General features: G+C 64.9%; 10 protein-coding genes and 1 other RNA gene. 7 read left to right on the top strand and 4 right to left on the bottom strand.

The window, feature by feature from the left end; genetic code table 11:
* Positions 1–101 precede the first annotated feature (101 nt).
* From prfB to ssrA, 6 genes are all read left to right on the top strand, one after another.
* Positions 102–1,217, top strand: a complete 1,116-nt coding sequence (prfB, locus tag ACFY5D_RS16785) for a peptide chain release factor 2 (protein WP_387532367.1) — start codon at positions 102–104, stop codon at positions 1,215–1,217.
* Positions 1,218–1,537: 320 nt separating this feature from the next.
* The gene (gene ftsE, locus ACFY5D_RS16790; RefSeq protein WP_387532370.1) at positions 1,538–2,344 is read left to right on the top strand and encodes a cell division ATP-binding protein FtsE; all 807 of its coding nucleotides are present in this window, start codon (positions 1,538–1,540) and stop codon (positions 2,342–2,344) included.
* Positions 2,341–3,255, top strand: coding sequence for a permease-like cell division protein FtsX (gene ftsX / locus ACFY5D_RS16795; RefSeq protein ID WP_387532373.1), 915 nt, complete (start codon positions 2,341–2,343; stop codon positions 3,253–3,255). The genes ftsE and ftsX overlap by 4 nt, the downstream gene beginning before the upstream one ends.
* Positions 3,256–3,353: 98 nt before the next feature.
* Positions 3,354–4,763 (top strand): peptidoglycan DD-metalloendopeptidase family protein, encoded by a 1,410-nt coding sequence (locus tag ACFY5D_RS16800; RefSeq protein WP_387532376.1) that lies wholly within the window; start codon positions 3,354–3,356, stop codon positions 4,761–4,763.
* Between the two features lie 35 nt (positions 4,764–4,798).
* A complete protein-coding gene (gene smpB, locus ACFY5D_RS16805) occupies positions 4,799–5,302 on the top strand; it encodes an SsrA-binding protein SmpB (protein WP_387532379.1) in 504 nt (167 codons plus the stop codon).
* Between the two features lie 100 nt (positions 5,303–5,402).
* Positions 5,403–5,773: a transfer-messenger RNA gene (gene ssrA, locus ACFY5D_RS16810) on the top strand.
* A 178-nt stretch (positions 5,774–5,951) separates the two neighbouring features.
* Here ssrA and ACFY5D_RS16815 read toward each other — a convergent pair.
* The gene (locus ACFY5D_RS16815) at positions 5,952–7,799 is read right to left on the bottom strand and encodes an HNH endonuclease signature motif containing protein (RefSeq protein ID WP_387532382.1); all 1,848 of its coding nucleotides are present in this window, start codon (positions 7,797–7,799) and stop codon (positions 5,952–5,954) included.
* A gap of 429 nt (positions 7,800–8,228) precedes the next feature.
* On the opposite strand from ACFY5D_RS16815, the gene ACFY5D_RS16820 reads away from it, so the two are divergent.
* A complete protein-coding gene (locus tag ACFY5D_RS16820; protein WP_387532385.1) occupies positions 8,229–9,587 on the top strand; it encodes a DUF2568 domain-containing protein in 1,359 nt (452 codons plus the stop codon).
* 62 nt (positions 9,588–9,649) lie between these two features.
* Here the strand turns inward: ACFY5D_RS16820 and ACFY5D_RS16825 are convergent, their stop codons facing one another.
* The 3 genes from ACFY5D_RS16825 to rsgA all read right to left on the bottom strand — a co-directional run bounded on the left by ACFY5D_RS16825 (position 9,650) and on the right by rsgA (position 12,306).
* On the bottom strand, positions 9,650–10,321 hold the full coding sequence (locus ACFY5D_RS16825) for a metal-dependent transcriptional regulator (RefSeq protein ID WP_387532388.1): 672 nt from the start codon (positions 10,319–10,321) through the stop codon (positions 9,650–9,652).
* Positions 10,321–11,121 carry a histidinol-phosphatase gene (hisN, locus tag ACFY5D_RS16830; RefSeq protein ID WP_387532391.1) on the bottom strand — a complete coding sequence of 267 codons (801 nt, stop codon included), beginning with the start codon at positions 11,119–11,121 and terminating at the stop codon, positions 10,321–10,323. The genes ACFY5D_RS16825 and hisN overlap by 1 nt, the downstream gene beginning before the upstream one ends.
* An 81-nt stretch (positions 11,122–11,202) precedes the next feature.
* A complete protein-coding gene (gene rsgA / locus ACFY5D_RS16835) occupies positions 11,203–12,306 on the bottom strand; it encodes a ribosome small subunit-dependent GTPase A (RefSeq protein ID WP_387532394.1) in 1,104 nt (367 codons plus the stop codon).
* Position 12,307 lies beyond the last annotated feature (1 nt).

Raw genomic sequence — 12,307 nt, forward strand, 5'->3', positions numbered from 1 at the left:
CCGGCCAAGTTCGTCCACGGGGCGAGCCGAACACGCGCAGGTCGGAAATAACCCGTCGTCCGCCAAGAGATGGCCCGCAAATGTCGTAGGCTGGAACCACCATGGCTTCAACTGACTTCCCCGCAGAAATCCGCGCACTGCGCTCCACCTACGCCTCGATCGAAGAGGTGTCCGATGTTCCGCGCATTCGTGCCGACATCGAGATGCTCTCCGAGGAGGCCGGTGTGCCGAATCTCTGGGACAACCCGGCCGCCGCCCAGGTCGTGACCTCCAAGCTTTCGCACCGCCAGTCCGAACTCGAGCGGCTGACCACCCTTGCCACCCGCATCGACGACCTCGAGGTGCTCGTCGAGCTCGCCGAGATGGAGGCCGACGAGGATTCGCTGCGCGAGGCGGAAGACGAACTCAAGTCGGTGCGCAAGGCCCTCGCCGACCTCGAGGTCGTCACCCTGCTGTCGGGCGAATTCGATTCGCGCGAGGCCGTTGTGACGATCCGCGCCGGCGCCGGCGGCGTGGATGCCGCCGACTTCGCCGAAATGCTCATGCGCATGTACCTGCGCTGGGCCGAGAAGCACGGCTACTCGACCCGCGTCATGGACACCTCCTATGCCGAAGAAGCAGGGCTGAAGTCCGCGACCTTCGAGGTCAACGCGCCTTATGCCTTCGGCACCCTTTCCGTCGAGGCCGGCACCCACCGATTGGTGCGCATTTCCCCCTTCGACAACCAGGGGCGTCGCCAGACCTCGTTCGCCGCGGTCGAGGTCATCCCGCTGATCGAGCAAACGGACTCCATCGAGATCCCGGAAAACGAGATCCGCGTCGATGTGTTCCGTTCCTCCGGCCCCGGCGGCCAGTCGGTGAATACCACCGACTCCGCGGTGCGCATGACCCACATCCCCACGGGCATAGTGGTGTCGATGCAGAACGAAAAGTCGCAGATCCAGAACCGTGCCGCGGCCCTTCGCGTGCTGCAGTCCCGGTTGATGCTGGTGAAGAAGGCGGAGCAGGACGCCCAGAAGAAGGAAATGGCCGGCGACGTGAAGGCGTCGTGGGGCGACCAGATGCGCTCCTACGTGTTGAACCCGTACCAAATGGTCAAGGACCTCCGCACCGAGCACGAGGTCGGCAACACCTCAGCCGTGTTTGACGGGGAAATCGACGATTTCATCGATGCCGGCATCCGATGGCGTGCAACCCAGCGCCGTCCGGTTGCCTAGGCACCACCCGGAGGAGCGTGCCTTCCTGCGCGAAGCCCTCGTTGATATCCGTATCGACGAGGGCTTCTTTGCATTCAGCCGCAGTTCGGGGCGGTAGCGACGCGGGTGATCTTCGCGGACCGTGAAGTGGCCGGACAGCCGACATGATTTGGTTCGGAGCGTCCTGCGAGGAGATTCACAGTTTCGGGACACGCCTGCCATGAGCGCCGTGCAGTCGTTGCGGTGCCGATAGAGTGCAAGGGCTGGCCTTGAATCTCCCTATAAAACAAAAGTCCCGTTCCCTGGATCCTTCTGCCGGCGGTCCGACGGGCAGAGCTGTGATGATTAGATTCGAAAACGTCACTATGGTCTACGACCAGAAGTCACGTCCAGGTTTGGACAACATCAGTATCGAGATCGATCGTGGCGACTTTGCGTTCCTAGTCGGCGCTTCGGGATCCGGTAAGTCCACCTTCCTGAGCCTGGTGCTGAGGGAACTTGTCGCAACCAGCGGTTCGGTCCACGTCGCCGGGCAGAATGTGGCGCGCATTCCTTCCTGGCGCGTGCCCAAGCTGCGCCGCGGCATCGGCGTCGTATTCCAGGATTTCCGGCTACTTCCGCAGAAGAACGTTTTCGACAACGTTGCCTTTGCCATGCAGGTCATCGGCGAGAACCGGAATTCCATTCGCGAGCACGTACCCGAGGTCCTGAAAATGGTGGGCCTCGAGGGCAAGGAAAAGCGCAAGCCGAATGAGCTCTCCGGCGGCGAGCAGCAGCGCGTCGCCATTGCACGTGCCATTGCCAACAAGCCGGCGATCTTGTTGGCCGATGAGCCAACCGGCAACCTGGACCCGGCGACCAGCGTCGGCATCATGAATGTCCTGGACCGCATCAACCAAAACGGCACCACGGTCCTGATGGCCACACACGATGACGGCATCGTTAACTCGATGCGCCGCCGCGTGATCGAGCTTTCCGCAGGCAAGATCCTGCGTGACGAGACGGCCGGTGAATACACGTCGATGATCCCGGTGATCAACCAGGACGGCACGCGCGAATTGCGCGTTGCCGGACCCGGCGAGCTGAGCAAGGGCGCACCCAGCAGCCAAGCCTTCGCCCCGTTCGACACAGAGGATGACATGCCATGAGGCTCGGATTTATTCTTGGCGAAGTAGGCTACGGCCTGCGTCGCAACCTTTCCATGGTGATTTCCGTCGTGCTGGTCACGTTTGTTTCATTGACCTTCGTGGGTGCCGCAGCCCTCCTGCAGATGCAGATCACCCAGATGAAGGGCTACTGGTACGACAAGGTCCAGGTCGCTGTCTTCCTCTGCGGCGAAGACTACGGGTCGGCCACCTGTGCAGACGGTGCAGTGACCGACGCACAGCGCAGCGACATCCAGGCCATGCTCGAATCGGCCGCGGTCAAACCGTACGTGGCCAGCTTCGAACATGAATCCAAGGAACAAGCACTGGCGCACTTCCGTCAGCAGTTTGAAAACTCCGCCATCGTAGACACCGTCACTGCAGACCAGCTTCCGGAATCATTCCGTGTCTCCCTGGTCGACCCTGAAAAATATGACGTGATCAACGAGCTCTTCTCATCCATGAAGGGCGTTGACGTCGTGATCGATCAGCGCGACCTTCTTGAAAAAATCTTCTCGATCATCAATATCGCTTCGGTCGTGGCCATCGGCATTGCCAGCGTCATGATCGTTTGTGCGGTGCTTTTGGTGGGAACCACGATCAGGCTGTCCGCGTTCACGCGGCGGCGTGAAACGGGGATCATGCGTTTGGTTGGCGCGTCGAAGGCCTCGATCCAGCTGCCCTTTGTGGTGGAGGGCGTTATCGCCGGCCTGGTGGGTGCGCTCATGGCATCCGGCGTGCTGTGGGGCATGGCCAAGTTCTTCATTGACGGCAAGCTTGCCAAGGAATATCCGGATACGGCTTTCATCTCCACCGGCGAGGTATTCATGGTCGCACCGGCGTTGATCCTACTCGGCGTCGTTTTGGCTGGTGTATCGTCGATCGTAACCTTGCGGCGCTACTTGAAGGTTTAGTGCGTCGTATTTTCATGTTTGTCACTAAGAATCTACCGGGACAAAGGAAACTTATGTTGGCCAAAGCAGTATGGTTTCGGGTCGCACGTGCAGGAGTAGTGGGCGCGATTTCAGCTGCGCTGCTGGTCTCTGGCGGGGTCGGTGCACACTCTGATGAGCTCGACGATCGCAAAGTAGAGATCCAGCAGAACATCGACGACCTGTCGGAAGACATGGAGTTCCTTGACGCCGACATCAAGGCTGCCGATGCGGAGCTTCGGGGCTATCAGGCCCAGTTGCCGAGTGCCCGCCTGGCACTGGCTGATGCCCAGGGGCGCGTGCAGCGTGCTTCCGATGAGGTCGCCGATCTTGAGCGCAGGCTCCAGGCTGCGCGTGAAACGCGTGACCAACTGAACGTGAAAATGGCAGAGGACAAGGCCAAGCTCGAGGACACCAGGAAGGTCATCGGCCAGATCGCCACCCAGGCTTACAAGCGCGGCGGCGTTTCCTCGGACTTGACCTTGATGCTCAACGTGAGTTCATCAGGCAATCTTGCGACCGGTATGGACCTGGCGGATCAGGCAATGCGTTCCCAGAATGCTGCCCTGGATTCCCTGAGCCAGCAATCGGCAACGGACGCGAACGCTAAATTGCGCCTTGCTGCCGTCGAAAAAGAGATTTCCGATTTCAAGGCGCAGGCCGACGCGGCATTGGCCCGAGAAGAAGTCGCGCGCAATGAAGCTGAATCCAAGAAGCTTGAACTTGATGGAATCATTTCGAAGACGGAATCGCTGAGTGCCGAATTGTTGGCCAAGCGTCCTCAGATCCAGGAAAAGCTGAAGGCGGAGGAATCCGCCCAGGCCCAGAACAATGCGGCCCTCAAGGAACGCCAGGATCGCATTATCCGGGAGGCCGCGGAGAAGAAGCGCAAGGCCGAGGAAGCCGAACGCCAGCGGATTGCCGAGGCCAAGGCCAAGTGGGAACGTGAGGAAGCCGCTCGGGCGGAAAAAGCCAGGAAAGAGGCGGCAGCCGCCAAAAAGCCGAACAAGTATGTGAAACCGCAGTACGTTCCGCCCAAGGCCCAAGTTCCCGAAGCCGAGCGCAGCTCTTGGGGTTTGATCAAGCCCGTTAGCGGAGGCCGTCAGACTTCGAGCTTCGGGTGGCGTCCAACTCCCGCGGGGACCATTGATTATGGTGGGCGTGGCGGTTACGTGCATGCAGGTGTGGACTGGGGTTTCGGTGGCCAGTGCGGTGCGCCGGTGCGGGCTGCGGCTGACGGCGAAGTTTGGTTCGCCGGATGGGGCGGAACTTCGGGCAACAAGGTTACGATCAGCCATGGCGTGATTCGAGGCAAGGCCCTCGCAACGAACTACCACCACATGCAGAGTCTGAACGTCAGAAACGGGCAGCATGTCAAGCAGGGGCAGGTCATTGGCTATGTCGGCACCACGGGCAACTCCACCGGTTGTCACATGCACTTCGAGACCATCGTCAACGGCACGGCCGTGAACCCATTGGGACTTCTCTAGCGGTAAACTGTAATTTCGCTGAACTGTGAAGCCTTATGTGGAGAGGAGCTGCCGACGTGGCTAAGAAAGACCCGGAGGAACGGATCATTGCGAGCAATCGCAAGGCCCGGCATGACTATGAAATCCTCGATACCTTTGAAGCCGGAATGGTGCTCAGCGGCACCGAGGTAAAGTCGCTTCGCGAAGGCAAGGCATCGCTTGTTGACGGGTTTGGCCAGTTCTACCGTGACGAGTTGTACATCGAGAACGTGTACATCCCCGAGTACCTCAACGGTTCCTGGACTAACCATGCGGCACGCCGCCGTCGGAAACTGCTGCTGCACCGCCAGGAACTGACGAAGATCGAACGAAAGATCTCCGAGTCGGGTTTGACGATCGTTCCCCTGAGCTTGTACTTCAAGAATGGGCGCGCCAAGATCGAAATCGGGGTGGCCCGCGGCAAGAAGGAATACGACAAGCGCCAGAGCCTGCGGGAGAAGCAGGACAACCGCGAGGCGTTGCGCACCATGCGCGAACGCAATCGGGGAAACCGCGAGTAAAATCGGGAATAGACGTAACGCATTTGTGCGTTAGACTAGGTATCCACGGATAAAACCGTGGAGTTGGAACGGCGCAAGTCGTTCGTTGACAACAAAATACGGGGATGATCGGTTTCGACGGTGTGAGTCGCGACATGTGAAGCGGGCCGAGGATGCAAAGTTATCTCGTAAACGCTCTTTGCAAAACAATAAGTGCCGACTCAAAGCGCACTGACTTCGCTCTCGCTGCCTAAGCAGCCAGACCAGTCCGTTAGCCAGGGGATGCTATCGCCCCTGATCCTAGCGTCATTTAGATAGCCACTGCGGGAAGTTAGCGTTACCGGAACGACCTGCATAATTTAGGTAACTGTGCTCGGATCAGCCGCTTGTTTGCGTGACGGCTGGAGCAGAGAAATTCCACTGCAAACTGCGCCCGGAGAAGACCTGGCAACACCACATCGGACGGGAGTTCAATTCTCCCCATCTCCACAATTACCGGCTCCGGAATCCACGTGATTCCGGAGCCGGATTTGTTTAACTTGCGGCGATATCCAGATCTTTAGTTCTGCCGGACCCGACCCGTGCCCTGTACGACGGTTGCCGGCTGGTACCTGCAGCGCGAATTGTTCGCGGTATCGAGGGCGTGTTTCTCCAGCGGTGCCGCTCCGACTCAGAAAAGTGGTCTCTGGGTCTGGGCCTGCTGTCCCCAGTAGGTGTTGCGCCGCGGCTTTTGCTCGGGGTCGATGTACTCGGCCAGAATCACTGCAGGCAAGCCGTCATCGTCGTGGACATCCTTGACTTGGCCCGCATGGATGGCATGATGATGCGAGCTGCAATGCGGAACCCCGTCTTCCAAACGGGTCAGCCCGCCCTCCGACCATGGTTTGAGGTGGTGGATCTCGCAGTGCTCCGGAGGGACCGTGCACCCGGGAACGATGCATCCGCCGTCCCGGGCCAGGATGGCTTGGCGCATGTAGTCGGGGAAGTACCTTTCGGCGCGTCCGAGGTCCAGGATCTGGCTCTGGCCGTTGAGGACCATGGGGATCACCTCCGCTTCGCAGAGCGTACGGCGCAGATCGCCCGGCGAAACGGGAATCCCGTGCTGGGTCAGGCCCGCGTCCTCGGCCAGGCCGAGCAGCGTTGTGAGCTGGCAGTAAACAACCATGGTGGATCTGGGCAACCCGGTCTTGCCCGGCGAGTCGGCGCCGCCGGCCGACCTCATGATGTTGAGCAGCGTTTGAAGGTGCCGCATGGGCGGGGTGAGTCCGTCCGCACCCGGGTCGGTGCTGTTGAGCCAGCCAGGAAAGGGTTCGCCGTTGCCGCGGTTCGGATCGCCGGGCGGGGCGATACCGGGTACGGCATCGTTGGATTGGTGCCCACTGTGGGCAATGACCCTGCCAAGGTCCGTGTAGGCGGTCACCGGACGCTCTTCGATCGGAGTGCCGGGCGCGACCGCCCATTCGGGAATCCGTGGTGCCTGGTCCCGTGTGGCAGTCAAGCCTGTCTCGGCCCCATCGGCGGACCCTGCCGGGCCGTCGTTGCCAGCGGGCGCGGGGGAGCGCGGGACGGCGTTGCGGGAGGCGTCGTCGGCCAGTGCCCTGCGATTGCCCGCGTTGGTGCGTGGGTTGTCCGACAGAGCAAAATGCGAGAAGAACAGCTCCGCGTCTGCATTGCGTACGCAGATGCTCAGGTAGGTGAAATGCGTGGTGCGCCGGGTGAGGAAGATGCCGGTCTTGGCTTGGATTTCCTCGTTGCCGGGCTCGGCTTCGCGGGTCTGCGTCAGCTTTTGTTCGATGGCGTCGACGAGCGTGTTGGTGCTTTGTTCGTTCTGCGTGAGCATCGAGTCGAGGATTTGCGCCTCGACCTCCGCGGCGAGGCGCGCTGCATGGGGTTGCCGGGTGATCGCGGGGCGCAGCCTGTCGAGTTTCTTGGCCGCCCGCATTGCCTCGCGCACACCGAGCCGGCCGTTGCCGAGTGCGCCGGCGATCCCGGGGTATCGGGCGGGCTCACGGATCCCGTTGATGTCGGTGTGCGGCAGCAGGGCGTCGGCCGCCCGGACGCGGTCCCGGGCCTCGAAGAAGTTGATGCCCAGGGTTTTTTGAAGGAATTCGGGGGTGTCCTTGTGCGGTGGCCTGCCGGAGGGAACCGTGCGGGGGTCCTCCGGCAATGCCTCCGTGCCCGCGAGGAAACCCCTCGGGTCGCTGACGATGCCGCGCAGCTGGTTCAGTGTGCCGGCGGGCAGCTCATGGGCAAGGGCGGCACGTGCCGCGTCCGCGGCAAGGATCTGGGTGAATCCGACGCGCCGGTGGGCCCGTTCGGTGATCATGCCCAACAACGCGGCGATGGTCGGGGAGCCGTGGTCGGCCGCGATGTCCGTGGCAAGGCCAACGAAGAGCTCTTCCGCGGCGAGCAGGGCGCGCACCCGGTCGGACCTCGCCCCTGCATGCCCGGGCCTGGCGGGTGACGCGGATTCTCCGCGCTCCTCGGCCAGATGATCGATGAACTGCTCGGTGTTCATGCCACGATCATGGGCCCAGCGCGGTGTGTGCCGAAAGCGGTTGGCTGCGCGATGTGGAAAACGCGTCCCCGGCGGGCTGTCGGGGCCGGACGGCGGGTGGCTCGTTGGGGGCGCGGGGAGCGTCGACATAGACTTGAGGTGTAAGTGTTGAGCTTGGCGAAGGCCGGGCAATGACGAGTTTTGGTGAGGTTAGACCACATGCAGAAGCAACCAGCGTCCAGTAACGGGAAACCAGCGGAGAATTCCGGTGTCGCAGGTGCCCGAGGCGATGTTGCACGCCCTGCCACGGAGAAAATGACAGTCCCGAAACCGGGGCCGCAGCAAGCTGCCAAGACACAGACACACGCACAGACACAGATACAGGCAAAGCCGGCGCCGAAGCCCGGGCCGAAGGTCGCTTCGAAGCCGGGCAAGCCGGTGGAAACGGTCATGCGCGTTGTGAAGACCGGATCCGGGGAGGCGCCCAAGCCTGCCGTCGGCCCGAAGCCGGGTGCCGGGATTGCCGCCGCGCCGGGTGCCGGCAAGGGTGCAGGTTCCCAGTCGGATCTCGCCGCAGGCGGGCTCGCGACGTCGGTCGTGAGGCCCACGCCGGCCATGATGAAGCCGCACCGTGTCCTGCCGACGGTCAAGGCGGGCATCGGCCGCGAATCGACGGTCGGACCGGCCGCACCGCGACCCGTTGCGGGCAAGCCGCAGGGCACCACGTCGGAGGCGAAGCCAGGAAAACCGGCACCGGCGAAGACGCCCGCCCCGAGAGCCGCTGCGCCGGAAACCGTCGTCGTGCCTGTGCAACCCGCTCCCACGAAGGTCGCACTGCCGGGCCACTCCGTTCCCGGGGCCAATGATGTTCACGGAGACGACGCCGTTCCGGGAGACAAGGGTGTTCAGGGCGCGAAGCCTGCTCCCGCGGTGCGGGACAACAGTGATGCGCCACGGCAGGCGGAGCTGGTGGCGGATCGGGCCGCGGCTTCCGTGCCGGAGCAGTCGTCGGTCACCGGGGACGGTAAGCAGCTCGGGATGTCGGTAGGTCGCGTTCCCGCCGCCGCCGAACTGACCGATGTTCCCCTTGTCACCGAAGCCGACGAACCGGCCGCAGCGGAACCCGTCGGACGGTCTGCGCCGGACGCGTTCATGCCGACGGCCGAAGACGTTGCAACCGGACGGGACACCGTCTCGACCGGCGAGCCGGCGCCCTCCGACGAACCTGCGGTAGCGGCGGCGCCTGTCGAGGCTGTCGAGGCTGCCGAGCCGGCCGGCGCGAAGGCCCCGGCGGCGGCTTCGGCGGCGGCTCCGGCGGCGACTCCGGCGGCGACCGAAGTCCCTGAGGTTGCTGACGTGCGGGTGGCTGCCCCGGCCGAGGCCCGGGCGAAGGCCGACGTGCACGCCGTGGCGGTCGCGGCACTGATGGGCGTCTCGTTTGTGCTGGAGGTCGCGTTGCTCGGCGCCGGCGCGCTGTGGGCCCTGGGTGCGCTGTCGCTGGCTCCGGTGGTCGCCGTGCTGGTCACGGTGATCCCGCTGATGGTCTTCTGGGGCCTGTTCATGTCCCCGAAGGCGCGCTTCAGGGTTTCCCCCGTGCCGCATGCGTTGCTGAGCCACGCGCTCTTCGCTGCGGGGACCGTGCTGCTGGTGGTTGCCGGGCATCCGGCGCTGGCGATCGCCATGGGCGCGCTCACGGCAGTCAGCATCGTGCTGACGCTGCTGGCGCGCGGCCAGGATTCCGTCGGAAATGCCGCGGCCGCGAAGCGCCGTCGGAAGTCGAAGGGCTCCGGGCGCCGCGCCGCGCGCTAGAAATTCGCGCTGGAAATTACCGCGGGGCCGCCACGACTTGTGGGGCCAGCGGCCCACGAGCGCTACTCGGCCGGCAGGACCCACAACATGGTGGCGTCGATGTCGCTGAGTTCCGGATGCGGCAGCTCGATCACGGCGCCGGGGGCGATGCCGAGCTCGGTGCAGCGGCGCAACCACGCGGGGTCCTCGTCGCTGATCCGGCTCACGATCGCCCACGTGGGCGCCCCGGGGCCGGCTGCGGTGACTTCGCCGGCATCGGGATGGAGGTAGCGGTCAAGCCGGATGGCCGGCGGCATCACCACGGTGCCGTCGGGCCCCGGGATGGGGTCCCCGTGCGGGTCCGCGGCCGGGTGGCCGAGCCGCGCCGCGAGTGCCTCGATGAAGCGGTCCGAGACCGTGTGCTCGAGCTGTTCGGCCTCGTTGTGCACCTCGTCCCAGGAGTAGCCGAGCTCGTTGAGCAGGAACGTCTCGATGAGCCGGTGCCGGCGCACCACCGAGAGCGCGGCAAGGCGCCCGGCGGGGGTGAACTCGATGGCGCCGTAGCGCGGGTGGACCACCAGCTCCTTGCCGGCGAGCTTGGCCACCATGGAGGTCGCCGAGGCGGGCGCGACGCCCAGCTGCGCGGCGATGTTCCCGGTGGTCACGGGGTCGTTTTCCCACTCGGTGAGCGCATGCAGCGCCTTGAGGTAGTTTTCCTCGCTGGCGGTCAGCGGCAGGGGGTGCGGGAGCGGCATCAGCGGCCGGCGTTCAGGATTTCCAGCGCCGCATCGTGCAGCAGGCCGTTGCTGGCGACCGCGTTGCCGCCGTCGCAGCCCTCGACGCCCTCCACCGAGGTGAAGCGCCCGCCGGCCTCGCGCACGATCGGCACCAGGGCGGCCATGTCGTAGAGGTTCAGCTCGGGCTCGGCGGCCAGGTCCACGGCGCCCTCGGCGACCATGCAGTAGGACCAGAAGTCCCCGTAGGCGCGGGTGCGCCAGAGCGCGTCGGTCAGCTCGATGAAGTTCTCCCGCTGCCCGCGCTCCTTCCAGCCCGAGAGCGAGGAGTAGGACAGCGAGGCGTCCTCCAGCCTGGAGACCGAGGAGACCTGCAGCCTGTGGGCGGCCGCCATCGACTTGCCGGTGTAGGCTCCCATGTTCTTCGCGGCCCACCAGCGGCGGCCCAGCGCCGGGGCGGAAACCAGCCCGACGACCGGCTCCCCGTCCTCGATGAGTGCGATCAGCGTGGCCCAGACCGGGACGCCGCGCACGAAGTTCTTGGTGCCGTCGATCGGGTCGATCACCCAGTGGCGGTTGGACTTGCCGGTGGTGCCGAATTCCTCGCCGGTGACGGCGTCGCGCGGCCGCGCGCGGGCCAGGTGCGAGCGGATTGCTTCCTCGGCGGCCTTGTCCGCGTCGGAGACCGGGGTGAGGTCCGGCTTGGTCTCCACCACCAGGTCCACGGCCTTGAAGCGGGAGAGGGTCAACGAGTCGACCGAGTCCGCAATCACGTGGGCCAGGCGCAGGTCGTCGTTGTACGTCATCACATCGGAGTTCATGCTGTTAAACCTATCCCACCCGGGCCCGCGGCGGCCGATCCGTGTCAGGTCCGCGTCGGGCCCGGTAGGATGCCGGGCCGGCTAGAAGGAGCCCAGCTCCTTGGCCTCGGTGGTCTCGTCCTGGCCGAGCAGGCGGCGGAAGGAATCGAGCCGGGCGGTGCCGATGGGTCCCGCCTCGCCGGAGGCGACCCAGGCATCGAGCGCGCAGTGCGGCTCGGAGGCCTTGTGCGTGCAGCCGCGTTCGCAGTCCGCGGCGATCGGCTCCAGGTCGTCGAACGCCTTGAGGATGTTCTCCGGGTCCACCAGCGCCAGCCCGAAGGAGCGGATGCCGGGGGTGTCGATGATCCAGGTGCCCTCCGGGGCGTCGTCCACGCGCAAAGCAAGAGCGGACGACGAGGTGTGGCGGCCGCGGCCGGTGACGGCGTTGACGTTGCCGGTGGCGCGCTCGGCGCCGGTGAGCGCGTTCACGAGCGTCGACTTGCCCACGCCCGAGTGCCCGATGACCACCGAGACCTTGCCGGCGAGGTGCTCGCGCAGCATCTCCACGGGGGTGCCGGCCAGGCGCGCGGAGAGCCCGTCGGCGCTTCGCGCGTCGATGCCGGTGGCGTCCTGCGCGGTGGTGCGGGAGATGACGATGTCGATGTCCAGGTGCCGGTAGTTCTCCAGGAACGGCTCCGGGTCGCGGACGTCGGCCTTGGTCACGCAGAGCAGTGGGCGGATGCCGGCGTCGAACGCGGCGACCACGGCGCGGTCGATGAATCCGGTGCGCGGCTCCGGGTTGGCCGCGGCGACCACGATGACCAGCTGGTCGACGTTGGCGACGACCACGCGCTCCACCGGGTCGGTGTCGTCGGCGCTGCGGCGCAGCAGCGTCGAGCGTTCCTCGATGCGCACCAGCCGGGCGAGCGTGTCCGGCTCGCCGGTGGTGTCGCCGACCAGGGCGACGAAGTCGCCGGGCACCACGGGGTTGCGGCGCAGCTCGCGGGCGCGGGCTGCGATCACGATGCGCTCGTCCGGGGTGTCCTCGTCCAGGATCGCGGTGTAGCGCCCGCGGTCCACGGTGATGATGCGGCCGATCACCGCCTCCTCGTACGCGGGGCGGTCCTTGGTGCGCGGGCGGGTGCCCTTCTTGTTCGGGCGGGTGCGGACCGTGAAGTCTTCCCAGTCCTCAGTGTTGCGTGCCATG

Origin of the sequence: Paeniglutamicibacter sp. NPDC012692, from assembly GCF_042901625.1 — a bacterium.
Lineage (GTDB): Bacteria > Actinomycetota > Actinomycetes > Actinomycetales > Micrococcaceae > Paeniglutamicibacter.

What these genes read in the sequence shown, in the direction of transcription:
- prfB (WP_387532367.1), top strand. Translation starts at nt 102, where the DNA reads ATGGCTTCAACTGACTTCCCCGCAGAAATCCGCGCACTGCGCTCCACC.
- ftsE (WP_387532370.1), top strand. Translation starts at nt 1,538, where the DNA reads ATGATTAGATTCGAAAACGTCACTATGGTCTACGACCAGAAGTCACGT.
- ftsX (WP_387532373.1), top strand. Translation starts at nt 2,341, where the DNA reads ATGAGGCTCGGATTTATTCTTGGCGAAGTAGGCTACGGCCTGCGTCGC.
- smpB (WP_387532379.1), top strand. Translation starts at nt 4,799, where the DNA reads ATGTGGAGAGGAGCTGCCGACGTGGCTAAGAAAGACCCGGAGGAACGG.
- ACFY5D_RS16815 (WP_387532382.1), bottom strand. Translation starts at nt 7,799, where the DNA reads ATGAACACCGAGCAGTTCATCGATCATCTGGCCGAGGAGCGCGGAGAA.
- ACFY5D_RS16820 (WP_387532385.1), top strand. Translation starts at nt 8,229, where the DNA reads ATGCGCGTTGTGAAGACCGGATCCGGGGAGGCGCCCAAGCCTGCCGTC.
- ACFY5D_RS16825 (WP_387532388.1), bottom strand. Translation starts at nt 10,321, where the DNA reads ATGCCGCTCCCGCACCCCCTGCCGCTGACCGCCAGCGAGGAAAACTAC.
- hisN (WP_387532391.1), bottom strand. Translation starts at nt 11,121, where the DNA reads ATGAACTCCGATGTGATGACGTACAACGACGACCTGCGCCTGGCCCAC.
- rsgA (WP_387532394.1), bottom strand. Translation starts at nt 12,306, where the DNA reads ATGGCACGCAACACTGAGGACTGGGAAGACTTCACGGTCCGCACCCGC.